Annotated in this window: 19 protein-coding genes; 8 read left to right on the top strand and 11 right to left on the bottom strand. The window is 74.0% G+C overall.

Translation table 11 applies throughout. From position 1 onward, the window contains the following. Positions 1–40: 40 nt before the first annotated feature. Both IE109_RS02485 and IE109_RS02480 read right to left on the bottom strand, forming a co-directional pair. A complete protein-coding gene (locus IE109_RS02485) occupies positions 41–652 on the bottom strand; it encodes a DUF1349 domain-containing protein (protein WP_189548722.1) in 612 nt (203 codons plus the stop codon). A gap of 4 nt (positions 653–656) precedes the next feature. After that, entirely contained in the window at positions 657–2,186 is a 1,530-nt protein-coding gene (locus tag IE109_RS02480) for an aldehyde dehydrogenase (NADP(+)) (protein ID WP_189548721.1), read from the bottom strand. 110 nt (positions 2,187–2,296) lie between these two features. On the opposite strand from IE109_RS02480, the gene IE109_RS02475 reads away from it, so the two are divergent. From IE109_RS02475 to IE109_RS02440, 8 genes are all read left to right on the top strand, one after another. Beyond that, complete coding sequence (locus IE109_RS02475) at positions 2,297–3,067, top strand: IclR family transcriptional regulator (RefSeq protein WP_189548720.1); 771 nt, start codon at positions 2,297–2,299, stop codon at positions 3,065–3,067. A 158-nt stretch (positions 3,068–3,225) separates the two neighbouring features. Further along, positions 3,226–4,293, top strand: a complete 1,068-nt coding sequence (locus tag IE109_RS02470) for an FAM174 family membrane protein (protein ID WP_229890460.1) — start codon at positions 3,226–3,228, stop codon at positions 4,291–4,293. Then, positions 4,290–5,540: a sensor histidine kinase gene (locus tag IE109_RS02465; protein ID WP_229890458.1), complete on the top strand. Its 1,251-nt coding sequence runs from the start codon at positions 4,290–4,292 to the stop codon at positions 5,538–5,540. Before IE109_RS02470 ends, IE109_RS02465 begins: the two co-directional genes overlap by 4 nt. A gap of 29 nt (positions 5,541–5,569) precedes the next feature. Further along, entirely contained in the window at positions 5,570–6,199 is a 630-nt protein-coding gene (locus IE109_RS02460; RefSeq protein ID WP_229890490.1) for a response regulator, read from the top strand. Between the two features lie 147 nt (positions 6,200–6,346). Beyond that, entirely contained in the window at positions 6,347–7,795 is a 1,449-nt protein-coding gene (locus IE109_RS02455) for a peptidoglycan D,D-transpeptidase FtsI family protein (RefSeq protein ID WP_189548719.1), read from the top strand. Positions 7,796–7,916: 121 nt separating this feature from the next. Further along, positions 7,917–8,306, top strand: a complete 390-nt coding sequence (locus tag IE109_RS02450) for a hypothetical protein (protein WP_189548845.1) — start codon at positions 7,917–7,919, stop codon at positions 8,304–8,306. An 88-nt stretch (positions 8,307–8,394) separates the two neighbouring features. Beyond that, positions 8,395–9,423 (top strand): LacI family DNA-binding transcriptional regulator, encoded by a 1,029-nt coding sequence (locus IE109_RS02445; RefSeq protein WP_189548718.1) that lies wholly within the window; start codon positions 8,395–8,397, stop codon positions 9,421–9,423. A gap of 635 nt (positions 9,424–10,058) precedes the next feature. Then, complete coding sequence (locus IE109_RS02440) at positions 10,059–11,225, top strand: GH12 family glycosyl hydrolase domain-containing protein (protein ID WP_189548717.1); 1,167 nt, start codon at positions 10,059–10,061, stop codon at positions 11,223–11,225. Positions 11,226–11,371: 146 nt separating this feature from the next. Here the strand turns inward: IE109_RS02440 and IE109_RS02435 are convergent, their stop codons facing one another. The 9 genes from IE109_RS02435 to IE109_RS02395 form a co-directional block, all read right to left on the bottom strand. Then, positions 11,372–12,760 (bottom strand): glycoside hydrolase family 6 protein, encoded by a 1,389-nt coding sequence (locus IE109_RS02435; RefSeq protein ID WP_229890457.1) that lies wholly within the window; start codon positions 12,758–12,760, stop codon positions 11,372–11,374. A gap of 22 nt (positions 12,761–12,782) precedes the next feature. Continuing rightward, positions 12,783–14,891 carry a cellulase family glycosylhydrolase gene (locus IE109_RS02430; RefSeq protein ID WP_229890455.1) on the bottom strand — a complete coding sequence of 703 codons (2,109 nt, stop codon included), beginning with the start codon at positions 14,889–14,891 and terminating at the stop codon, positions 12,783–12,785. Positions 14,892–15,131: 240 nt separating this feature from the next. Beyond that, a complete protein-coding gene (locus tag IE109_RS02425) occupies positions 15,132–16,415 on the bottom strand; it encodes a pectate lyase family protein (RefSeq protein WP_189548716.1) in 1,284 nt (427 codons plus the stop codon). 23 nt (positions 16,416–16,438) lie between these two features. Then, positions 16,439–17,248 (bottom strand): rhamnogalacturonan acetylesterase, encoded by an 810-nt coding sequence (locus tag IE109_RS02420; RefSeq protein WP_189548715.1) that lies wholly within the window; start codon positions 17,246–17,248, stop codon positions 16,439–16,441. A 449-nt stretch (positions 17,249–17,697) separates the two neighbouring features. Beyond that, on the bottom strand, positions 17,698–19,053 hold the full coding sequence (locus IE109_RS02415; RefSeq protein ID WP_189548714.1) for an ABC transporter substrate-binding protein: 1,356 nt from the start codon (positions 19,051–19,053) through the stop codon (positions 17,698–17,700). A 2-nt stretch (positions 19,054–19,055) separates the two neighbouring features. After that, positions 19,056–21,053 (bottom strand): pectinesterase family protein, encoded by a 1,998-nt coding sequence (locus IE109_RS02410; RefSeq protein WP_189548713.1) that lies wholly within the window; start codon positions 21,051–21,053, stop codon positions 19,056–19,058. A gap of 37 nt (positions 21,054–21,090) precedes the next feature. Beyond that, on the bottom strand, positions 21,091–22,665 hold the full coding sequence (locus IE109_RS02405) for a glycoside hydrolase family 43 protein (RefSeq protein ID WP_189548712.1): 1,575 nt from the start codon (positions 22,663–22,665) through the stop codon (positions 21,091–21,093). Next, the gene (locus IE109_RS02400; protein ID WP_189548711.1) at positions 22,662–23,492 is read right to left on the bottom strand and encodes a DUF6807 domain-containing protein; all 831 of its coding nucleotides are present in this window, start codon (positions 23,490–23,492) and stop codon (positions 22,662–22,664) included. The genes IE109_RS02405 and IE109_RS02400 overlap by 4 nt, the downstream gene beginning before the upstream one ends. Then, a complete protein-coding gene (locus IE109_RS02395) occupies positions 23,489–24,634 on the bottom strand; it encodes a Gfo/Idh/MocA family protein (RefSeq protein WP_189548710.1) in 1,146 nt (381 codons plus the stop codon). The genes IE109_RS02400 and IE109_RS02395 overlap by 4 nt, the downstream gene beginning before the upstream one ends. Positions 24,635–24,636: the final 2 nt, after the last annotated feature.

Genomic DNA, 24,636 nt, shown 5'->3' with positions numbered 1-24,636 from the left:
GTCCGGAGCCCGGGTCCGGGTCGGGCCGGGGCGGGGTGGCTCAGGAGCCGTCGCGCAGGTCCGCCGGGCCGTACGGGCGGTACGCGATCCGGTCGAAGGCGACCGCGCACCCCTCCCCCACCGGCGACTGCGCGGCGAAGCCGACCAGCGCCGCGCCCGCCCGCGCCGCGTCGCCGAGGGCGAAGACCCGGACGAAGGTCCAGTGCGCACCGTCCGCCGAGGCGTGGAACGCGAACGCCCGGCCCGTGCGGCTGACCCGCAGCCACACGGTGTCGCCGTCCACCACGAAGGAGTTGGCGTCGTCCGAGTGGCCGCGGGTGACGACCGTGCACACGGTCGGACGGTCCGGCGACAGTTCCAGACAGAGCTTGGCCCACTCCCGCTCACCGACGTGGACGTAGAGGGCGCCCGCGTCGAACGCGGCCGTGAGGCCCGCCCTGACCCGGGCGACCAGCTGGAAGTCGCCCTCCGGCGGCGCGCCGAGTAGGCGCGGCGCGTCGGAGGACGGCTCCAGGGCGTCGCCCGCCGGCGGGACGAAACGGTCCTGGCGCGGGCCCGCCCGGCCGGTCAGCGTCCCCCGCTCGTACGACCAGCCGGCGTCGGGGCCGTACGGCCGCAACGGGAAGGGCAGCTCGGGGAGCGCGGTGACCACCGGATCAGCGCTCCATGGTTCCGTCGACGCGGCGCGGGAGGCCCAGCGGGTTGTCGTCGCGCAGCTCCGGCGGGAGCAGCGCCTCGGGGGTCGACTGGTAGGTGACGGGGCGCAGCCAGCGTTCGACGGCGGTGCCACCGACGGAGGTGGAGGTGGAGGTGGTGGCCGGGTAGGGGCCGCCGTGGTGCTGGGCGGGGGCCACGGCGACACCGGTGGGCCAGCCGTTGACGAGGACGCGCCCCGCCAGCGGGGTGAGTTCGGCGAGGATCTCGGCGCCGCGGCCCTCGCCGGACGCCTCCCGCGAGGAGAGGTGGACGGTGGCCGTGAGATTGCCGGGCAGCCGGGACAGGACGGCGGTGACCTCGTCCTCGTCCTCGTACCGGGCGACCACCGTCACGGGGCCGAAGCACTCCTCCAGCAGCAGGTCGTGCGCGCCCTCCTCGGTCAGCTTGGCGGCCGGCACGGTCAGGAACCCGGGGCTGACGGTGTGCTCGTCACCGGCGCCGGGCGTGACGGGGGCCTCGACGTCCGGCAACGCGGCCCGGTCGGTGACGCCCGCGACGAAGTTGTCCCGCATCCGGTGGTCGAGGAGCACCCCTTCACCGGCGCCCTTGACCGCGCCGGCGAGGGAGGCGATCAGTTCGTCGCCGCCGGGTCCGGCCGGTGCCAGCACCAGTCCGGGCTTGACGCAGAACTGGCCCACCCCGAGCGTCATGGACCCGGCGAGGCCGGTGCCGATCTGCTCGGGGCGCTCGGCGGCGGCCTCCTGGGTGACCACCACCGGGTTGAGGGAGCCCAGTTCGCCGTGGAAGGGGATGGGTACGGGCCGGGCGGCGGCCGCGTCGAACAGCGCCCGCCCGCCGCGTACCGAGCCGGTGAACCCGGCGGCGGCGATCAGCGGGTGCTTGACCAGTTCGACGCCCGCCTCGAAGCCGTGGACGAGGCCGACGACGGCCTGCGGGATGCCGTGCTGCGCGGCGGCCTGGCCGAGGACGGCGGCGACCAGCTCGGAGGTGGCCGGGTGGTCGGGGTGGGCCTTGACGACGACCGGACAGCCGGCGGCGAGGGCGCTGGCGGTGTCGCCGCCGGGCACGGAGAAGGCGAAGGGGAAGTTGGAGGCCGAGTACACGGCGACGACCCCGAGGGGGACCTTGTAGCGGCGCAGGTCCGGGATGGGCGGGGTGGCGGTGTCGTCGGGGTGGTCGATGATGACGCCGAGGAAGTCGCCCTCGTCGACGATGCCGGCGAAGGCCCGCAGCTGGAAGCAGGTGCGGGCCAGTTCTCCGGTGAGGCGGGCGGGACCGAGGGCGGTCTCGGCGTCGGCCGCCGCCACCAGCCGGTCCTTGGCGCCGTCGAGGAGTTCGGCGGCGGTACGCAGGAACGCGGCGCGCACCGCGCGGTCGGCGAGGGCGCCGCGGGCGGAGTGCGCCGCCCGTACGACCCGGTCGACGTCCTCCGGCGTCGCCTCGACGGCAACCTGCTCCCGCTGCTTCCCGGTTCGGGGGTCGACACTCCAGACTTGTACTGCTGACACCACTACGTCCTTCCAGCCCACCGTGATTGTTCGGTATTCTGAACAGCGTTCCTGATGATGAATGGGACTCTATTAACGGGCGCGGCGTGACCACAAGAGGGGCGAGTCGAATGTCAGCTACCGATTCCGGCGGGGCGCAGGTCAAATCCGCCGTCCGCACGGTGGAACTGCTCGAGTTCTTCGCGGGCAGCCCCGGCATGCACTCCCTGGCCGCCGTCCAGGAAGCCGTCGGCTACCCCAAGTCCAGCCTCTACATGCTGCTGCGCACCCTGGTCGAGCTCGGCTGGGTGGAGACCGACGCGACGGGCACGCGGTACGGCATCGGCGTGCGCGCCCTGCTGGTCGGCACCTCGTACATCGACGGCGACGAGGTCGTCGCGGCCGCCCGCCCCACCCTGGACCGGCTCTCGGACGACACCACCGAGACCATCCACCTGGCCCGGCTCGACGGCACCAACGTCGTCTACCTCGCCACCCGCCAGTCGCAGCACTACCTGCGGCCGTTCACCCGCGTCGGCCGCCGGCTGCCCGCCCACTCCACCTCGCTCGGCAAGGCGCTGCTGGCCACCCACAGCGACGAGCAGGTCCGCAAGATGCTCCCGGAGACGCTGCCGGCGCTCACCGAGCACACGATCACCGACCGCGAGAAGCTGATCGAGGAGCTCCACTCCGTCCGCGAGCAGGGGTACGCCGTGGATCGCGAGGAGAACACCCTGGGCCTGCGCTGCTTCGGTGTCGCGATCCCCTACCGCACCCCGGCCCGGGACGCCATCAGCTGCTCGGTCCCGGTCGCCCGGCTCACCCCGGCGCACGAGCAGATGGTCAAGGACGCCCTGTTCGACGCGCGCGACCGGCTGACGCTCGCCACCCGCCGGCTCTGACGGCCCGTCCGCTCCGAAGCCCGGGATGTCGCGCGCGGCGCGGGGGGACCGGTGGGGTGGCGCTCCTCCCTCGCGGCTGAGGGCCTCCGCCGCGCGGGGGAGGCGGTTCACCGCCGGGGACGAGGTGCGGGGACCGCGCGGACGGGAGCGTGGGGGTCATGACGACGAACCCGCCCACTTCCGCCCCGACTCCCCCTTCCGCCTCGACCGGCCCGCCCACCACCGTCCCGGCGGACCCGCCCGGCTCCGGCCCGGCGGGGCGGCCGCCCTCGGCGGGTCCAGCGTCCGAGGTGACCCGGCCGGGGCCGGCGCGCCGGGCGCTGCGCGCCCTCGCCGTCGTCTCGTGCGTCCCGTACGTCTCGCTCAAGATCGCCTGGGTGTCCGGCAGCCGCGTCGGGATCCCCGAGGGCAGTGCGCTGCTGGACGATCCGGACCTGATGGCGGCGGCCAACCTGGTCACCGTGCTGATGGACGCCGCCGTCGTCGTCCTGGCGCTGCTGTTCACCCAGCGCTGGGGGCGGGCGGTGAGGGCGTGGCTGCTCGCGTTCCCGATGTGGGGGGCGACCGGCCTCCTGGCGCCGATCATGGTGGCCTACCCGGCCCAGATGGCGGCCGGGCACACGGCGTCCACCGAGCCCTTCCTCGACGAGTGGGTCTTCACCGTCGTCTACAGCGGCTTCATCGTCCAGGGCCTCACCCTCGGCACCCTGTTCGCCCTGTACGCCCGCGACCGCTGGGGCGGGGTGTGGCGGGGCCGGGTGCGCGACGTGTCCCCGGCGCTGTTCCGGCCCGTGGTCCGGGTCGTCGCCGTGGCGGCCTCGGTCCTGCTCCTGGTGCCGGCGGCGCTGCACGTGCTGTGGCTCTCCGGCTCCACCCGGGGACTCTCGGCGGGGCGGATCGCGGAGCGCGGCAGTGACTTCTTCGTCCTGGAGGGCGTCCGCCTGCTCTTCGCCGCCGCCGCCATCGTGGGGGTGCTGACGATGGTGTTCCGTCTGGGGCGCCGGCTGCCCCTGAAGGCACCGCTGGCGCTCGCCTGGGTCGGTACGGCCGGGGTCGGCTGCTGGGGTGGCTGGCTGCTGCTGGCCGCCCTGGTGCCGCAGAGCGATCCCGCGAACGAGCCCACCGCCGCCATGCTGCTGGCCTACGCTGGCGAGATGATCACGGGGATGCTGCTGGGCGCCTGCGTGGCCGTCCTCCTGCGGCGGCGTGCGGAGCGCCCGGCGTGAGGGCGCCGGTCAGGGCGCTGCTGGGGCGGCGCGCACGGCTGCGATGGGTGCACCTGATCCTGGGCGGTGCGCTGCTGATGCCGTACTGGCTGCTGGGCACGCTGGTCGTCGCGCCGTTCGCGGGCGGGGACGGGATGTTCTCCGGCTCGCCGGCCGCGCAGTTCGGGGCGTACGCGGTCGCCCTGCCGCTGGCCGCCGTGACGGCGCTGTTCCCTCTGGCCCGGCCCATGTCGGTGGCGGCGGCGCGGACGCTGTGCGGGGTTCCGGCGGACCGGTTCGCGGACGGGCCGGCGAGGTCGCGGGCCGCCAGGGCGCGCACCGCCGGGTGGTTCACGCTGCACGTGGGGCTGGGCGGGCTCGTCAGCGGGGCGTCGCTGGCGCTGCCGCCGTTCGCCGTGTCGGTGATGGCGCTGCCCTTCTCGGCCGCGCTGCGGGAGTCGGAGCTCGAGCGGTTCTGGGCGCTGGACCAGCGGTGGCTGGTGTACGGCGGGGTGCCGGCCGGGCTCGCGATGCTGGCCGCCCTGGCGGCGGTGGCCGCGGGGGCGGGGGCGCTGCTGGCCCGGCGGGCCCCGCTGCTCCTCGGGCCCACGCCGGCGGACCGGCTGGCGGCGGCCGAACGGCGCGCCGAGGAACTGGCCGTGCGCGACCGGCTCGCCCGTGAGCTGCACGACTCGGTGGGCCACGCGCTGAGCGCGGTGACGCTCCAGGCGGGCGCGGCGCGCAAGGTGCTCGACAGCGACCCGCGGTTCGTACGGGAGGCGCTGGGCGCCATCGAGGAGACGGCACGCCGCACGGTCGGCGAACTGGACGCCGTGCTCGGCCTGTTGCGCCGGGGCGAGGAAGACGCCGAGCTGCCGGGCCGGCCGGGCCTGGAGGCGCTGGACGCGCTGCTGGCCGCGACCGGGCGGCACGTGTCGCTGAGCGTGCGGGACGGTGACGTCACCGGCGTACCGGAGGCGGTGTCCCGCGAGGCGTACCGGATCGTGCAGGAGGGCCTGACGAACGCGGCCCGGCACGCGGGCGGCGAGCCGGTGTCGGTGACCGTCGGACGGGACGGGGACGCGTTGGAGATCACCATGGAGAACCCGCTGCCCGCCCGGCCCCCGGTGGCCCGCCCCGGCGGCGGCCGCGGCCTGCGGGGCATCGGCGAGCGGGCACGACTGCTGGGCGGCACCGCCGAGGCCCGCCCGGTGGACGGTGTGTGGCGGCTGGCGGCCCGCCTGCCGCTGCGAGGGGCCGCCCGGTGATCCGGGTCGTGCTGGCGGACGACGAGCGGATGGTGCGTACCGCCCTGCGGGTCATCCTGGACGCGGAACCGGACCTGGAGGTGGTCGGCGAGGCGTCGACCGGCGCGGAGGCGGTGTCCGTGGTGCGGGAGCTGCGGCCGGACGTCGTCCTGATGGACGTGCGGATGCCCGGGGTCGACGGGATCCGCGCCACCGAGCGGATCCTCGCCCCGGGGCCGGGGCCCGCGCCCCGGATCGTGGTGGTGACGACGTTCGAGAACGACGCGTACGTGTACGACGCGCTGCGCGCGGGGGCGGCCGGGTACCTGCTGAAGCGGGCGGCGGCGGAGGACCTGGTGGCCGCGGTGCGGCTGGTCGCCCGCAGCGACTCGCTGCTGTACCCCGCCGCGCTGCGGGGTCTGGCGGCGGACCGGGCGCACCTGCGCCCGGAGGCCGCCCCGCCCTGGGTGGCGCGGCTGACCGAGCGGGAGGCGGAGGTGCTGCGGCTGATGGCGACGGGCCTGACGAACGCGGAGATCGCCCGGCGGATGGGGGTCGGCGCGGCGACGGCGAAGACGCATGTGGCGGCGGTGCTGGCCAAGACGGGGACGCGGGACCGCACCCAGGCGGTGATCGCGGCGTACGAGTCCGGCTTCATCGCCCCCGGCCCGGACGGATGAACGGCCGGGGTGGACGGCGGGGGCGGGTGGACGGCCGTGGCCGGCGCACGGCCGTGGCCGGGCGTCCCCCGTCCGCCGATGAACGTTCCCTGAGAAAACGGGCGATCCGGAACCCTCCCGCCGCTCCCGTTCGTCATTCCGGGCGCGATGAACAAGACGATCAGAAGAGCCGCCGGCTTCACCCTGCTGCTGGTGTTCGCCCTGCTGCTGCGGGCGACCTGGGTGCAGGCGTACGAGGCCAAGGCGCTCGCCGACGACACCCACAACCGGCGGAACACCATGGAGCGGTACGCCCGGCCGCTCGGGGACATCGTGGTGGCCGGCTCGCCGGTCACGGGCTCGAAGCGGAGCCGGAGCGGGGACCTGCGCTACCAGCGCACGTACAAGGACGGCGAGCTGTACGCGGCCGTCACCGGTTACGGCTCGCAGGCCTACGGGGCGAACCAGCTGGAGGGCGTCTACGCCGGCGTCCTGGACGGGACGGACCCCCGGCTGAGGGACCCGCTCGACGCGCTCACCGGCAAGCGCGCCGAGCCGGGCGACGTGCTGACGACGATCGACCCGGCCGTCCAGAAGGCGGGTTTCGCTGCGCTGGGCGACACCAAGGGGGCGGCCGTCGCCCTCGACCCGAGGACCGGACGCGTCCTGGGCATGGTCAGCACCCCGTCGTTCGACCCCTCGGACATCGCCGGGACGACGGACGGCGCCGCCTGGAAGGAGCTGACCGGGGACGCCGACAAGCCGCTGGTGAACCGGGCGATCCGGCAACCGGTGGCGCCGGGTTCCACGTTCAAGCTGGTCGTCGCGGCGGCGGCGCTGGAGGACGGCCTGTACGGCTCCGTCGACGAGCCGACGAGCAGCCCGAACCCGTACCGGCTGAAGGGCACCGTCACCGACCTGCGGAACGAGAACCCGTCCGCGCCGTGCGAGAACGCCTCGATCCGGGTGGCGCTCCAGTACTCCTGCAACAACGTCTTCGGCAAGATGGCCGTCGACCTGGGCCGGGACAAGGTGCGGGCCATGGCGGAGAAGTTCGGGTTCAACGACGAGCGGCAGGACGTGCCGGTGCGCGCGTACCCCAGCGTCTACCCCTCGAAGACGGACGACGCGCAGACGGCGCTGTCGGGCATCGGGCAGTTCGACGTGACGGCCACGCCGCTCCAGATCGCCATGGTGTCGGCCGCCCTCGCCAACGACGGGCTGCTGGCGGCCCCGCACATGGTGTCCTCGGTGGTTGACGCGGACGGCGACACCCTGGAGTCGTACGAGGACGGCGAGACCCGGCGGGTCGTGTCGTCGTCGACCGCCGCGCAACTGCGCAGCGCGATGGTCACGGTCGTCGAGGAGGGCACCGGCTCCCGCGCGAGGATCGACGGCGTGGAGGTGGGCGGCAAGACCGGCACGGCGCAGCGGGGCGTCGACAACAGTGAGAAGCCGTACGCGTGGTTCACCTCGTACGCCAAGGACCCCCGGACCGGTGAGCAGGTCGCGGTCGCGGTGCTGATCGAGGACTCCGGCGCGCGGCGGGCGGAGGTCAGCGGCAACGGGCTGGCGGCGCCGGTGGCGCGGAAGATGATGGCGGCGGCGCTGGAGTGAACCCCGGTGGAGTGGCGTTCGCGGCCGCACGGTATGCAGGACCCTCGTACTTCTGTGCGCAGGAAGGACTTCCGTGCGGTCGCTGCTCCGTTCCCGTCCCCGTTCCCCGTCCGGCTGGACGATGGCGGTCTTCGGGCTGCTCGCCACCGCGCTGGGTGTGGTGGGCCTGGTCTCCCCGGACACGCTGCTGACGGTCATGGGCTTCGCACCCGTACCGGACGGCCGGCGCGCGGAGGGGGACCACACCCTGGTGTTCCTGACCGCCTCGTCGATGGCGGCCGTCAACATGGGCGCCTACTACGTGCTGGCGGCGCTGGCCGACTGGAGGGCCTTCTTCCGCTGGACGGTGCCCTTCCGCCTGCTCACCTGCGGGGTGTTCCTCCTCGCGGTCGCCTCCGGGCGCGCCCCGGCCGGTTTCCTGGGCGTCGGCCTGTGGGAGGGTCTGGGCGCGGTGGCGACGGGGGTGGCGCTGCGGTACGAGCGCCGGCCGCCGAGGCGCGCGGCTGCCTGACGGTTCCGGGCCCGCGCCGGCACTTCGTGGCACCGCCGGGTGGGGAGCGCCCGCTTCCGGTGATTCGATGGAGCGTTGGAGGTCACGGATGGTCGGACGGGGACGCGTGGGGCCGCCCACGCTGGAGGAAGTGGCCGCGCTCGCGGGCGTGGGGCGGGGCACGGTGTCCCGGGTCGTCAACAACGCGCCGGGGGTGAAGGCGGCCACGCGGCTGCTGGTGCAGCAGGCGATCGACCGGCTCGGCTACGTACCGAACAGGGCGGCGCGCGCCCTGGCGGCGAGCCGGGCCGACGCGGTGGCGCTGGTGATCCCGGAGAGCACCCGGCGGTTCTTCGCGGAGCCGTTCTTCTCCGACATCGTCCACGGGGTCGGCGCGGCGCTCGCCGACGCGGACATGCAACTGCTGCTGACGCTGGTGCGCACCGACAAGGAGCGGCAGCGGTTCGTGCAGTACGCGCGGGCGGGCCGGGTGGACGGGGTGCTGCTGGTGTCGGTGCACGACAGCGAGCCGCTGCCGGACATGCTGGCGGAGCTGGAGGTGCCGACGGTGCTCAGCGGCCGGCGGCGCAGTGACGAGTCGGTGTCGTACGTGGACTCCGACAACGCCGGCGGGGCGCGGGCGGCCGTCCGGCACCTGGTGGGGACGGGGCGGCGCGCCATCGCCACCATCGCGGGCCCGCCCGACATGTACGCGGCGCAGTGCCGGTTGCGGGGGTACCGGGACGAGATGCGCGCGGCGCTCGGGGAGGTGGACCCGGCGTTGACGGCGTGGGGCGACTTCACCGAGGAGAGCGGGCGGCGGGCGACACGGGAGCTGCTGGCCCGGCGCCCGGAGCTGGACGCGATCTTCGCCGCGTCCGACGTGATGGCGGCGGGGGCGCTGCACGAACTGCGGGCGGCGGGGCGGCGGGTGCCGGGAGACGTGGCCGTGGTGGGCTTCGACGACTCGCCGATCGCGCGGCACACGGATCCCCCGCTGACGACGGTGCGGCAGCCGGTGGAGGAGATGGGCCGGGCGATGGCGGGGGTGCTGCTGGAGGCCGTCCGGGAACAGAGCGCCGCCGCCTGGCGGCACGTCATCCTGCGGACGGAGCTGGTGGAGCGGGCGTCGACCTGACCGGACGCGGCCCGGCGCGAACCCCGTTGGCGAGTGGGCGGGCGTCCGACGTGACCGAGCGCGGCCCGGCGCGAACCCGGTGACCAGGGCGAGGACCATCGCCGCGAGCGGCGGGGCGCACCGGCCTCCCCGGCGGGTGCGGCGGCGTGGCCGGGGGGGCAGGTGCCCGGCCACGCGGCCCTCTCGGGAGGCGGTCGGCCGGCGGGGCGGGGCCGGGCCGCTTCACCGGACCGGTGCGCCGGGAGAGGACGGTCGGGGCGCTGGCGCGGCGGGTCGCGCCGCGGCCGGGCGGCGAGCCCGTGGCATCGAGGGCGGGGCCGCGGGGCTCGTGGGCCGAGGGGTGGCCGGGGCCGGCCGGGCGGGGCGGCGCACGGGGGTCCCTTCGGGGGCGGAGGACGGCGCGGCGGTGGGGATCGGCGTGCACCACCGCCGCGTCGCCGGGTGAGGGCGGCAGGTTTTGGGAGCGCTCCCGCCCTCGCCTTCCACTGTGCTGACATGACGGGCTCACGTCAATGCACGCGCACGACGTCTTGTCACGGCCCCCTGCGCTCCTACAGTCCACCGCGGAGCAGAAACTGGGAGCGCTCCCAATCGGAACCCCTCACACCGACGCCGCCCGAAGGGACACGCACCCCATGACGACCTTCCTCCACCCGGCCCGCCACCGGGCACGCCACCGACGGCACCAGCGCCTGCGCTCCCTGCGCACCGCCGCCACCGCGGCCCTCGTGGCGCTGGGCTCCCTGACCGCGCTCACGACGGCGACCGCCCCGGCGCGCGCCGACACGGTGATCTGCGACCAGTTCGGCTCCACCACCATCCAGGGCCGCTACGTCGTCCAGAACAACCGCTGGGGCACCAGCGCCACGCAGTGCGTCAACGCCACCAGCACCGGCTTCACGCTCACCCGCGCCGACGGCTCCGTGCCGACGAACGGGGCGCCCAAGTCGTACCCGTCCGTCTACAACGGCTGCCACTACACGAACTGCTCCCCCGGCACGAGCCTGCCGAAGCGGATCGACACCATCGGCAGCGCGCCGTCCAGCGTCTCCTACGGGTACGTCGGCGACGCGGTCTACAACGCCTCGTACGACATCTGGCTCGACCCCACGCCGCGCACCGACGGGGTGAACCGCACCGAGATCATGATCTGGTTCAACCGCGTCGGCCCCATCCAGCCCATCGGCTCACCGACCGGCACCGCCTCCGTGGGCGGCCGGTCCTGGGAGGTGTGGACCGGCAGCAACGGCGCCAACGACGTCATCTCCTTCGTGGCGCCCTCGGCGATCACCGGCTGGAGTTTCGACGTGATGGACTTCGTCGACCAGGCCGTCGCCCGGGGCCTCGCCCAGCCGTCCTGGTACCTGACCAGCGTCCAGGCCGGTTTCGAGCCGTGGCAGAACGGCGCCGGGCTGCGCGTGGACTCCTTCTCCTCCACGGTCGTCACCGGCGGCACCGGCCCCGGCGGCCCCGGCACCCCCGCCACCGCGTGCCGCGTCACCTACACGCCCAGCGTCTGGCCGGGGGGCTTCACCACGAACGTGACCGTCGCCAACACCGGCACCGCGCCCGTCGACGGCTGGCGGCTCGCGTTCGCCCTCCCCGCCGGCCAGACCGTGACCCAGGCATGGAACGCGACCGTCAGCCCCGCCTCGGGCACGGTGACGGCGACCGGCACGGCGTCCAGCGCCCGGATCGCCCCGGGCGGCAGCCAGTCGTTCGGCTTGCAGGGCACCTACACGGGCACGTTCGCCAGGCCCGGGCAGTTCAGCCTCAACGGGACGGCGTGCGCGGTGGCGTGACGCCGCCCCCGCCGGCCACCCCCGCCGGCCGCCCCCGGCCGTCCTGACCGGCGGCCCGTACCGGGCCTCCGTGCCGGGCCTCCCTGCCGGCGCACCACGGCCGGCCGTCCCCCCGTGGGCACGGCCGGCCGCTTCGGTGTGCCCCCTCAGGAGACCGGCGGATAGGCGTTGGTGACGAGCATGGAGAACTGCTCGTGGAACCAGTGGCCGGCCAGCGGCGCGCCCGGGAGGGCGCCCGGGGTGGTCACCGGGTCGCACATCGGGTCGGGGCGCTTGCCCTCACCGTTCGGGATGTCGTCGCCCGCGCCGTCGGACTCCCCCGGCGGCTTGACCCACAGGAACGCGTCCAGGTGCGAGTCCGGGTATCCGGCGGGCACCGCGCGCGGCGGTTCGCCCAGGCCCGCCCCGGCGACGTTGCACCACAGCGCACGTCGCGGCCGGCGGTCCGCCCTCGACTCGTCGACGTACGCGTCGAGCGAGGTGCTGGTGCTCTCCGCGGTGGGCCGGGCCGGGCCGCCCCAGCCGTTGCGGGAGGTGTCGACCACCATCCCGGTGGACGCGGGCCAGCCCTGGGCCACCAGTTCGCGGTGGACGGACCGGGTGAAGTCCGCCTCGTCGAAGTGCCCGTTCCACCCGTAGAACGCGCTCGACTTGACCGGCCCCTCGCCCACCACCCGGTCCGGGTCGGTGAGGAACGGCTCCGCGAGCGGGGTGTAGTTGGAGACGTTGGTGACCAGCCCGTCCACACTCGCCAGGCCCGAGGCCGTCCCCTCGACCACGTCCGTGTACAGCCGCACGGTCTGTGTGAGGTTGGAGTCCCAGCCGAGCCAGCCGGAGTGCGCGAAGTCCAGGTAGGTGTACACGTTGGGGATGGCGTGCAGCTTGTCCAGCGCGTACCGGATGGCCTCGACCTGGATGCCGCTGCTCTGCGCCTGGGCGCACTCCGGGTCGCTCAGGTTGGTGACCAGGTTGGGCAGGCCGTCGGGTTCGATGACCGTGGCGACGCGCACGCCCCGGTACTTGGGGCGTGCCAGGACCTCGGCGATGGCGTCGATGTACTCGGTCCGGTAGCGCTCCAGGCCCGCCCGGGTGAGCGGCAGCTCGCCGCTGGACGCCTGGGCGGCGCAGTCACGGCCGGGCAGGTCGTACACCACGAAGGTGGCGACGACCGGCCGCCCGGGCTTCTTGCGGGCGAGTGCCAGGTCGAGGTGCTGGGCGAGGCTCTTGCGGCCCCCGGCGGCGGCCCCGCCGTGGACGGCGCCGATGCGGTCCAGCCACACGGCCGTGGGATGGCGCTTGACCGCCCGCATCCTCGCCCGGAGGGCCGGGTCGGCGGTCCGGGCGGCGGACCCCTCGACAAGGCGGGCGTAGTCGGGGTTGACGTAGAACGACGCGCCCGCGAAGGGGTTGTCCACATGGGCGGGCGGGCGGTGGGCGGGCGGCCGGTGGACGGCCGCGCCGAGCAGGGTGGCGGCGACGGTGGCCATGGCCAGGGTCGCGGCCAGTCCCCGCCGGCGGTTTCCTCGGTAGGACATGGGGGTGCGGCTCCTTCTCGGGTCAGGCTCCGGCGGGCGGTGCGCCCCAGGCGAGGGTGGTACCGGTGTACGCGGGGATCGACGGGGCGTCGCCGTAGGCGGTCGACGCCGAGCGGCTGTGGTCGTCCGCCTCACTGAACGGGGACCAGTCGGACTTGCTCATCCGCAGCTGGATGTCCCCGGTGTCGCTCCCGGCGGCCAGGGAACCGCCGGTGAACGTCACCTCCAGGTAGGCGTCCGCGCCGGCGACCGGCGCCGTCAGCGGGACGACGCGCAGCTTCACCTGCGCGCAGCCCACGGCCGCGTAGTCGCACCAGGCTCCGACGGACGGGGAACCGCCGTCGCGGGTGAAGTAGTAGCGGGCGGACACCGTGCTCAGGTCGAGCGCGGACGAGCCGGTGTTGACCACCTGGAGTCCGGGCCGGATGGCGTTGTCCGTGGGCGACGCGTCGTTGTTCTTGTAGCGGACCTTCACCGCGCCCGACGGGGTGCCGCCCGGTGCGGTGGCCACGTCCAGTACGGCGGAGGGGGCCGACACGTTGCCCGCCGCGTCCCGGGCGCGTACCGCGTACCGGTAGGCGGTGGCCGGGGTGAGGCCGGTGTCGGTGTACGTGGTGCCGGTCACCGGTGCCGCGTTGACCCTGACCGTGCCCCGGTACACGTCGTAGCCGGTCACCCGGACGTTGTCGGTCGCCGCCGTCCACGACAGCGAGACGCTGGTGGCCGTCCGGGCCGTGCTGGTCAGGGCGGCCGGAGCGGTGGGCGCGGTGGTGTCCGCCGGGTCGCCGGGGCCGCCGCCGTCCCCGTACACCTCGCGCAGGCTGACGCCCGTGGTGCTGCCCGTGCCGCCGAGCGGGACCTCGTGGTCGAGGCTGACGAACTTCCCGCCGTGCTGCCACAGGGCTGGCTTCAGCAGCGCGTACTTCTCCTCGTCCCACGACTTCCAGTCACCGAGCAGCAGGCCGCCGGTGTCACCGGAGTTGGGGTTGAGGCACCAGAAGGTCTGGTGGATGCGGTGCTCCACGATCAGGTCCCGCAGGGCCGTCATCCACTTCTGGTTCGGGCCGCCGTCGAGGAAGCCGCCCCACTCGCCGATGAGGAGCGGGGACTTGTTCTCCTTGTGCAGGTAGAGCCAGTTGGGGTCCCACACGTCCCGTTCCAGGGTCGTGCGGTTCCATTCGCCGGTGAACCAGGGCTGGGCGTGAACGAGCGGTCCGTAGTCGTGCGGCGAGTAGACGAGCTGGTCGTTGTGCGCGCCGAGGTCCACGGGGTGGTCGCGGACGCCGCGCAGATTGCCGCCCCACCAGGTGGAGTGGTAGTCGGTCGGGGTGGTGGAGGCCCAGCTCACCCCGGCCTTGGGATGGATTTCGATGCCCTCGCACAGCACCAGGAGGTTCGGGTTGACGGCGAGGATGCGCTTGCCGGCGGTCTCGCAGGCGTACTTGAAGTTGTCCTGGTCGGCCGAACCGTCCCACTTGGCGCGCGGGGTCTCGTTCGCCTTCCCGTGCGGCTCGTTCTTGATGTCCATCGCGACGAGCGTGTCGTCGTCGCGGTAGCGGGCCGTCACCCACTCCCAGGCGGTGTGGAACTGCTCGGTGGTGACGGTGCCCTTCCACCACACCGGGTACACATGGCCGGAGTTGTCGGCCTCGGCGCTGTGCACGTCGAGCATGACCTTGATGCCGTACTGCTTGCACAGGGCGAGCCAGAAGTCGAAAACCTCCAGGGAGGTCTTCCCGGCGATCTCCGGGTTGGCGTGTGCGTTGACGTTCGGGACGGTCGCCCGGCCGTTCTTCCACTCCAGCAGCAGCTGGGTGGAGATCGGTACGCGGACGATGTTGATGCCCCGGTCGGCCATGGACCTGGTGATCTGGGTGATGTTGCCGGACCACAAACCGTGGAAGACCCGCTCGGAGGCGTTGAAGCCGAACCAGTTGGCTCCGGTGAGCCAGACGTCGTCGCCGTTCGCGTCGACGATCCTGTTGCCCTCGGTGTGCAGCCAGTCGTCCCCGGGGGCGGCGACGCCGGCCGTCCCCCGGGCGGCGCTCGCCCCCGGGGCGGCGGCCGGCGCGGCGGTGACCGCCGCGGGGGCGGACCGGGCGGCGGCCGGGGCGGACTGGACGGCGGTCACCAGTAATCCCGCGCTGATCGCACCGGCCGCCAGCGCGCGCAAGCGCCCCCGTGGCCGGTTCCGTTCACGTGACTGTCCCACTGTGTGCCCTTCTGTCGGTTCGGCCGGAACGAGAAGCACGTATAGAAGTGGGAGCGCTCCCAATAGCGTTGTTCATGAAGCCAGGCGCCACAGGAGCTGTCAACCTTCCCGGCAGGATCGGCTCGGGACCGCTCGGCCGACCCTTTCGACGCGGACCGCTCAGCAGACCTTTCCGGCCCCGGCCCGCGCCCCCACGATGGCCGGTACCGCCCGCGCGTCGTCGACCCTGGTCCGCAAACCGGGCGTCCACCCGGCGCCGGAGCGCAGGGGATTGTCCGGGTTCAGCGCGTTGTGGGCGGCGATCAGGTCGGCCGGGCGGCCGTTGACCCGGTTGTCCACGGCGGTGAGCGGCGCCTCCTTCCACTTCTTGAGGATTTTCCCGGCGGCGACCCCCTCGGGCAGGGTGAACGCGTTCTTCTCCGCGTACAGCCGGGACTCGATCCCCACACCGAAGCTGTAGGCGTACGCGGGCACCTGGTCCTTCTTCACCACGTAGTGGTTGTTGTACGCGTCGACCTGGCCGAAGCGGACGCGCGGGGCGCGCTCGACGACGCCGGTGAACAGGTTGTGGTGCAGGGTGACCTTCAGCTTCCCGGCGTCGGTCGCCGCCGCGCCGTCGCTGTTGCCGATCATCAGCGTCTTGTCGTGGTCGGCGAAGACGTTCCAGGACGCGGTGACGTGGTTCGCCCCGCGCACGATGTCCAGCTCGCCGTCGTGCTGCTGGTAGATCTCGCCGAAGTACCGGGGCAGCGAGCTGTCGGGGTACCGCCCGTCAGTGAACGTGTTGTGGTCGATCCACACGTGCGTGGAGCCGTACACGACCATCGCGTCGTACTCCGAGTTCCACGCGCCCGTGGCCCCGTCGGTGGGGTCCCACTGCGGGAAGCAGTCGAGCGGGCTCTCCACGGTGAGGTTGCGGACGATGACGTCGTCGACGTTCTGGATCTGCAGGCTGCCGCCCGTGATCCCGGCGTTCCTGCCGACGCCGACGATGGTGGTGCGGGCGGGGACGTAGACCTTGACGGCCCGCGCCTGCGCCTGGGCTGAGGCGGCGCGCAGGTCCTCCTGGGGGCCGCTGACCGGCGTCTCGTGGCCCCAGACGGCGGGGTCGTAGTCGGCGAGGTACCGGTCGAAGTCGTAACCGTCGGCCTCGAACGCCGCGCAGCCGCCCTCGGTGGCGTCGAGCGTGCCCACCACCCGGATGAGCCTGGGGGCGCCGTCGCCCGGCGCGAGCGCGGCCCTGAACTCGGCCCACGTCCTCACGGTGTGGGTGTGCGCGGCGTCGGCGGCGGCGCCGCCCTTCGTGCCGGCCCCCTCCGACGCCCAGCCGTCGCCGGCCGCCAGGGTCTGGCGCCCCGGGTCGGCCGCCGCGTGGGCGGGGGTGAGGGACAGCACGAGGGCCGTGCATCCGGCGAGCGTGACGCCCATGATTCGGGTACGCATGTCTGGGACTCCTTGTGTGTGGTTCACGGCCAGGTGATCCAAGAGGCGGGGACCGGCTCCTCCAGCCGCCGTACGTCGCGGGCGGCGAGCACCCCGCGTGCGCGCAGCCCGGCCGCCACCAGCCGCGCCACCTCGATGGCGCCGCGCGGCCGGAAGTGGGTGCTGTCCTGCCTGCCGTCCGGGTAGTTGGGCGACTCGCCGGGGGCGAGCCAGGTGAAGTACGCCTTCGACGGCTCGGGCCCGAGCCTGTCCCACTCGGCGAGCGAGGCGGCCTGTACGTCGACGAGCGGCACGCCCTGCTCGGCGGCGAGCGCCCGCATGGCCGCCGGGTACTCCCCGTGCGTCGGCAGGGCGTCGCCCGCGGCGTCGAACCTCCGCCGCTCCACCGGGGTGAGCAGCACGGGCCGCGCCCCACGCGCCCGCGCCCCCGCCACGTACCGGAGCAGGTGCTCGCGGTAGGTCGTCCACGGCTCGGTGTACCGGGCGGGGTCGGCGGCCTTCTGGTCGTTGTGCCCGAACTGGACGAGGAGGAGGTCCCCGGGGCGGATGCCGGCGAGGACGGTGTCGAGGCGACCCTCGTCGATGAAGCTCTTCGAACTCCGGCCGTTCATGGCGTGGTTGGCCACGGCGAGGTGCGGGGTGAGGAAGAAGGGCAGGGCCATGCCCCACCCGGTCTCGGGTGCGGCGTCCGCGTACTTCTGCGCGGCGGTGGAGTCGCCGGCGATCCACACCGTGGCGGTGCGGGGGCGCGCCCCGGCGACCCCGGCGCCGGCGGGCACCAGCGGGAGGGCGGCGGCGAGGGCGGCCACGGTCCGTCTGCGGCTGAGGGACATGGTTGCGGTACCTCTCGTTACGAAGGAGGGGGAAGCCGGCCCGCGTCCGGCAGCGGGCGGGGCCGGCACGGACCGGTCGGCCGCGCCCGGCGGGGTCGGAGCGAACGGGCGACCCGTCGGCGGGGCGCCGGGGCCGGGGCGCCGGGAACCGGTTGCCGGGCGCCCCGGCCCTCGCGGGCGATCGCCGGGCGCCCGGTCCCCGGGGCGGGTCGTCGGGCCGCCCCGCGGCGGGGACCGCCACCGGGCCGGGCGCCCCTTCGGCCTGGCCCCGCAGCGGGCCGTCCGGGCCACGAGCGGGTGAACCCGGCCGTCCCGGTCCCGTACGGGCGGGCTCACCGGCCGGGGCTCCGGCCCCGGGCGGACCGCGCGGGGCCCGGAAGGCGCGCCCGCCGCCCGGCGCGAGGCCCCGTTCCGCGGTGGCCGGCGCTCCGGGCGGGGCGCCGCGCGGATCAGGACTTGTTCTGCTCGTTCCACTCGGCCTGCGCCGTGTTGAGCTGCTCGGCGAGCGTGTCCAGGAACTGCTTCTCCGTCATCACGCCCAGCAGCACCTTCTGGAAGTTCGGCTCGTTGTCGGCCTTGCTGATCTTGTTCCAGTCGGGGAGGTAGTACGGCAGCTCCACGATCCTGGTGGAGCCGTCCGTGAGCGCCGTGGCGCCCAGCTTGGTGGCCTCGGCCTCGTTCATCCACGGGTCGCCGGCGGCCTCCGTGTTCGACGGGATGGCTCCCGCCGACTCGTTCCACTTGCTGTTGGACTCGTGTGACACGGCGAACTCGATGAACTTCCAGGCGGCGGCCTTGTTCTTGCTGCTCTTGAACAGCCCGAGCCCGTCGACGGGGTTGGAGACCTGCACGCGGGTGCCGCTGTCCCCGACCGGGTTCGGGATGCCGGCGAACTTGTCCTTGCCGAGGGCCTTCACGTGGTCGGTGTACGAGCCGAGGTTGTGGCTCAGCATCCCGATCGTGCCGGTGTCGAACTGGGCGACCATCTTCTTGAAGTCGTTGTTGACGTCCGCCTCGGGCGTGGCCGTCTTGAACAGCCCCGTGTACTTCTCCAGCGCCGCCACGTTCTTCGGGTCGTTGACCGTGGTCTTCGTCCGGTCGGCGTTCCAGAAGGACGTGATGCCGGACTGCCCGTACATGGCGTCCAGCGCCTGGGCGATGGAGCCCGCGCCGCCCCGGATGGTGTACCCGAAGCGGTTCCTGCCCGCGTCGGTGAGTTTCGTGGCCGCCGTGTAGAACTTCGCCCAGGTGGTCGGCGCCTCCAGGCCCGCCGCCTTGAACAGGTCGGTGCGGTAGTACAGCGTGCCGTTGCTCGCCGAGGTGGGCACCGAGTACATCTCGTCGCCCCGGCCGCCGGCGGCCTTGACCGACGCGACCATGGTCGGGACGAGCTTGCCCTTGAGCGAAGAGCCCTCGATGCGGTCGCCGACCGGCTCCAGGGCGTTCTGCGCGACGATGTTGGCGAGGTACGCGGCGCCGACGCCGCCGACGTCCGGCAGGCCGCCGCCCGCGATGGCGGTGTCGTACTTGGACTGCACGTCCTCGCTGGGGATGGGGACGTACGTGACCTCGATGCCGGGGTTCTCGGCCTCGAAGTCCTTGATGATCTCCTGCCAGACGGCGGTGCGCACACCCCCGTTGTTGTCCCAGAAGGTGATCGTGCCCTTGCCGGAACCTTCCTCGCCGGCGGCGGCGGTGCCGTCGTCGCCGCACGCGGTGGCGGTCAGGGCGAGCACCGCGGCCAGGGACACGGCCGCCGCGGTGGTACGGCGGCGTCTGGGGGTGGGGGTCTGGGGATCGGTCATGATCAGCTCTTTTCTCCGTGCGTGCGGGTGCGGGAGGTGTGCGGGGCCCAGCCGTCCGGACCCGCGAGGTAGTCGGCGACCTCGTGGCGGGCGGCGTCGGTGTCGGACATCTGCGGGCGGTCGGGGGTGACGGCCGCGCCGGGGCCGTAGGTGCGGTACTCGGCGAAGCGGGCGTCGCGCCACGAGAAGCCGCCCATGTCGGTCCAGGGCGAGGACTTGATGGCCGCGGGCAGTTCGGTCTCCCGGATCAGCACCTGGCCGACCGCGTCCGGGTTGCCGCTGGGGTGCCAGGGCCGGCCGAGGTGGAAGGAGCCGGCCGGGGCGTCGCTGACGATCCGGGAGCCGGTGATCAGGAAGCCGTACGGGTTGTCCTTCCAGGTGCTGGCGGCGGTGACGTACCCGTTGTTGGTGGCCGAGCCGCGGCTCAGCGCCCGGATCAGGGAGCGGTCGATGACGGTGGTGGCCCGGCCGTAGACGAAGTCGACGTCGCCCTCGATGTAGGAGTCGCGGATGTAGACCCGGCTGAGGACGTCCAGCCGGGGGCTGTCGGTCATCAGGGTGTCCTGGTTGCCCTTGAAGGCGGTGTTCTCGAAGACGATCCGGTCACCGGTGGTCTTCATCGCCAGCGCCTGCTCGGCGTTCAGCTCGACCGCCGCCTCGTCGAAGTCGTTGACGAAGGTGAGGTTGCGGGCGGTGACGTCGGAGGCGGCGATCAGGACGGTGGCGCTGCCGGAGGAGCCCCCGTAGGCGTTGGGCGTGTCGTACACGATCACGGTGCCGGAGCGGTCCCGGCCCGTGCCCTGGAAGGTGAGCCGCGGCTTGTCCGCGGGGACGCGGACCTTCTCCCGGTACGTGCCGGGGGCGATCCGGACGGTGACGCGCCCGTCGTTGCCGGCCGGGACGGCGTCCACGGCGGCCTGCACGGTGGGGTACGCGGCGGGCACGTCGAGCACGGTGTCGGTGCCGAGGTTCTTCTGCGGCCCGGAGAAACGCTTCACCAGCGCGGGTACGGCGGCGGCCGGGTCGAGCCGGTAGGCGTAGAAGGCGCGCGGGTCGAAGGCCGCGCCCCACTCGTCGTGGCGGCCGGTGGTGCCCCTCAGGACGGAGCCACGCTCCACCAGTTCGGCCGTGGCGTCGGCCTGGTACGGGTGCTGGACACCCTCGTAGTAGCTGTTCTCGATGACCATGCGGGTGCGGCCGCGGGCCCAGTTCCCGTAGGACCACACCGGATCGCCGTCGGTGACCTGGGCGGAGAGGTAGTTGTTGTAGAGGTGGGCGTAGGCGCAGTTGTCGGCGGAGGGGTTGCGCTGCTTGGTGCCGCTGAACCAGTTGTGGTCGATGGTGATCTGTGTGGTGACGTTGTCCGTCCAGCCGATGCCGAACGCCTTGTTGTGGTTGTCGAAGCGGTTGTACGAGACGGTGACGTACTGGCTGTCCTTGCGGACGTCGAGCAGCCCGTCCCCCATGTGCGTGAAGCGGTTGTGGTCGATCCAGACGTGGTGGACGGAGTCCATCTGTATGCCGTCGAAGTCGCTGGTCTTGCCGTCCCAATCGCCCTCGACGTAGGAGTCGCGGATCGTGAGGTTGCGGATGATGACGTTGTGCGTGCCCGGCTTGAGCTGGAGCTCGCCGTGCACGATCTCGCCGGTGGTGCCGACGCCGACGATCGTCTTGTCGGAGGCGACGGTGACCGACGACCCGAAGGGCTCGACGTCGATGGCGCCGGCGACCCGGATGACGTAGGGCTCGGCGGCACCCGCGTACCGGGCCAGGTCGGCCTGGGTGCGGACGGTGACGACCTTGCCGCCCCGGCCGCCGGTGGTCCCGCCGGCCAGGGAGGCGAAGCCGTGGGGCCGGTCGGCCCAGCGGTCCGCCGCCGGGGGGCGGGGCGCGGGCGGCGCGGCCTCGGCGGGGGTCACCGCGCCGAGCGCGAGGACGGCGACGAGTGCGGTCACGGTGGCCGACACCCTGGTCGGCAAGCGCTTGCTACGTAGTCGCATGGCGGCTCCGATCGACGAAGAGGCGTAACGGGTATGGTCAGGTGACGTGGAACCGGGTGAACGTGGCCGTCCCGGCGCTCCCCTGTCCCGGGGGAGCCACCGCGAACAGGCCGAGCAGGGCGCCGACCCAGCGCCAGGGCGTGGCGGCGAAGACCGGCCCCGACGGCCGCCAGCCGTCGCCGGTGTCGGCGTGGAACCGGCAGCGGGCGCCCGCCGACACCTCGACGCGCAGCCGGACCCGCCCGCCCGTGGAGTCCGGCACCACGCGCGCGTGCGCCGCGTCCCGCTCGTGCTCGGCGACCGCCTCGGCGAACCGGTGGACCAGCCGGAGCCGGCCGTCCACGCCCCGCTCCAGCCCGATCCACGAGAAGGCGTCGCCCAGGACGGCGAGCCCGGCGCGGGCTCCGGCCCCGGTGGCCTCCAGCTCCAGGGAGACCTCCGCCGTGAACGTCTCGGCGGGCAGGCGCTGGGTGAGCACGTTCGGCAGCAGGCGCAGGTCACCGGCGTCGGCGCTCCGCACGCAGGCCAGCCGCAGCCCGTCACCGCCGTGCTCGGCGGTCCACCCGCCGTCGGGGTACCCGCTGCTCGAACGAGGCCGGGAGTCCGAGGGAGGGTTGGCCGTCCACTGCCACTGCCGCCCGTACCGCCCGCCCGGGAACGCGTCGTCGGTGGCGGGCGCCTCCACGGGCTGCGGCGGGGCGATCGGCTTGCGGTGGACGCGCACGGGCTCGCCGTTGTCGCCGAGCACGGGCCAGCCGTCCGCGTCCCACGTCATCGGCTGGAGGTGGACGACCCTGCCGTACGCTCCGCGCGCCTGGAAGTGCAGGAACCAGTCCTCGCCCGCCCGTGTGCGCACCCACCCGCCCTGGTGCGGGCCGTTGACGTCGGTGGAGCCCTGCGCGAGGACGGTCCTCCCCTCGTACGGGCCGAAGAAGTCCCGCGACCGGAAGGCGCCCTGCCAGCCGGTGTCCACTCCCCCGGCCGGGGCGAGAATCCAGAACCAGCCGCCGTGCCGGTAGAGCTTGGGCCCCTCCAGGGTGAACCAGCCGGGGATGCGGTCCCCGTCGACGACGACCTCGCCGTCGTCGAGGAGGGTGCGGCCGTCCCGGCTCATCCGGTGGCCGGTGAGCCGGTTCTTCACACCCGACCGGGACTTGGCCCAGGCGTGCACGAGGTACGCCTCTCCGGTCTCGTCGTCCCACAGGGGGCAGGCGTCGATCAGTCCCTTGCCCGCCTTGAGCAGGTGCGGCTCGCTCCACGGGCCCTCCACGCGCTCGGCGTTGATCTGGTGGATCCCGTGGTCGGGGTCGCCCCAGAAGATCCAGAACCGGCCGTCGGCGTGCCGCAGGGAGGGCGCCCACACGCCCCGGTCGTGGCGGGGCGCGGCGAACTCGGCGGCGGGCTCCAGCCGGTCGAGGGCGTGCCCGACGAGCGACCAGTTGACCAGGTCGCGGGAGTGCAGCAGGGGCAGCCCGGGGGCGCGGCCGAAGCTGGACGCGGTGAGGTAGAAGTCCTCGCCCACGGCGACGACGTCCGGGTCGGACCAGTCGGCGTTCAGGACCGGGTTGCGGTAGGTGCCGTCGCCGAGGTCGGCGGTCCACACGGGTGTCATGACAGGGCCTTCCGTACGAGGGCGGCGGCCTCGCCCCGGTCGGGGGCGCCGTCGGCGACGACGGTGACCACCCGGCGGACGACGGTCGTCCCGGCCGGCACCGTGAGCCGCTCCCGCCAGGCGAGGGAGGAACCGACGCCGGGGTACTCCTCGGTGCGCACGAACCACGGGTCGCGGCGGGTGTCGTCGGTGGCGCCGGCGAAGATCAGCGTCCACGTCGCGCCCCGGAGGGCCAGCCAGTCGGCGGTCCGTCCGTGGACGGCCTCCTCGCCGTCGGCGTCCCGGGTGAAGACGGCCGGAGCGCCGGCCTCCTTGGGGGCGCGCCAGAAGAATCCGCCGTAGCCGGCGCCGGGGCGGCCGTTGGTGGCGGGGGATCCCAGGGAGAGGTCCTCGGGGCCCGGGTTGGTGAGCGAGAAGGTGAAGTCCAGCGCCCAGGCGGTGGGGGTCAGTCCGGCGGTGGAGACGGTGCGGCGTTCGCGCAGCAGCTCGCGGCCCGCGGCGCGCCAGGTGAGGTCCTCGACGAAGCCGTCGGGGTCGCGCAGCTTCCAGTCGTCGTGGTGCTGGACGCCGTGGTTGTCCAGGGCGGTGGGTCCCCGGCCGCGTACGAAGGTGCGACCGCCCCAGAAGTTGTGGCCCGCCACGTCGGGGACGGCGACGGAGACGCCCAGGTGGTGGAGGTGGTCGTCGGGGCGTTCCTCGGTGACCGGGGTGCCCCCGGGGGTGGTGACGGGGTGGAGGTAGGGGCGGGGCGAGAGGCCGGTGGCGAGGTCGGGCCGGTGGAGGTAGCGGGCGACGGGGCGTCCGGCGCAGTGCAGGAGGACGGTCATGGGGAGTTCTCCAGTCCGGGGAGGCCGGGTCGGGGCCGGTCGAGCTCGGAGAAGAGGGACAGGGTGTCGGCGCTCGCCCGGACGAGCGCGTCGACGCCCTTGACCACGCGGCGGTTCCCGTCGGCGTACCAGGTGCCCTCGGGGAGCCGGCGCGGTTCGGGGGCGGTGCGCACGGCGTCGACGAGCCGCATGAAGGCGCCGGTGCGCTCCGGCGGTACGAGCAGGCCGGCGCCGTCGCGCAGGTGGGCGACCAGGTTCTCCAGCAGGTCGGTGCGGCCGTGGAGGGTCTCCTCGGGGCCGTGCCCGGCGCGCTGGAGCAGGACCCGGTCCTGCTTGTACCAGAGGGTGACGCGGCCGTGGCTGCCGTGGACGACGACGTACGGCTCTCCGGGCTCCTCGGCGCACAGGGTCACGGCGACGGTGACGGGCGTGCCGCGTGTCGTGGTGATCCGGGCGCAGGAGGTGTCGTCGGCCTCGATGTCGTTGGCGCGGGCGAGTTCGAGCGCGATGCCGGTGACGTCCTCGGCGCGCGTGCTGCCGTCGAGGGCGAGGGCGGTGGCCACGGCGTGGGCCAGGGGGTTGGTGAGGACGCCGTCGACGACGTCCGTACCGTCGTCCAGGCGCCGTTTCCCGGCCCATGGGGAGCGCCGGAAGTACGCCTCGTCACGGGCCCAGGCACCGGCGGCCCCGATGCCGGTGACCTCGCCGATGGTGCCGGCGGCGACGAGGTCGGCGATGGCGGGCAGGGCGTGGGAGCCGAGGGACTGGAAGCCGATCTGGCAGGCGGTGCCGGCTTGCCGTACCCCGTCGGCCAGGCGCCGGAACTCCGCCCAGGAGGGGGCGGGCGGTTTCTCCAGCAGGACGTGCGTTCCGCGCCGGGCCGCGGTGAGCGCGAGCGTGGTGTGGGTGTCGATGGGGGTGCAGATGACGGCGATGCCCGCGCCGGTGGTGTCCAGGAGGCCGGCGAAGTCGGAGGACTGCGCCACGCCGTCGAAGCCGTCGAGTGCGGCGGCGTCGAGCGGCCGCAGCTCGCAGACGCCCACGAGCCGTACCGCGCCGTGCCGCTGGAGGCGCCGGATGTTGTCCAGGTGCCACCGGCCGTGGCCTCGGGCGCCCGCGAGGACGAGGGGGATCGGGGTCATGG

It is taken from the genome of Streptomyces lavendofoliae (assembly GCF_014649735.1).
Lineage (GTDB): Bacteria > Actinomycetota > Actinomycetes > Streptomycetales > Streptomycetaceae > Streptomyces > Streptomyces lavendofoliae.
This window is presented reverse-complemented; position numbering and strand designations above follow the sequence as displayed.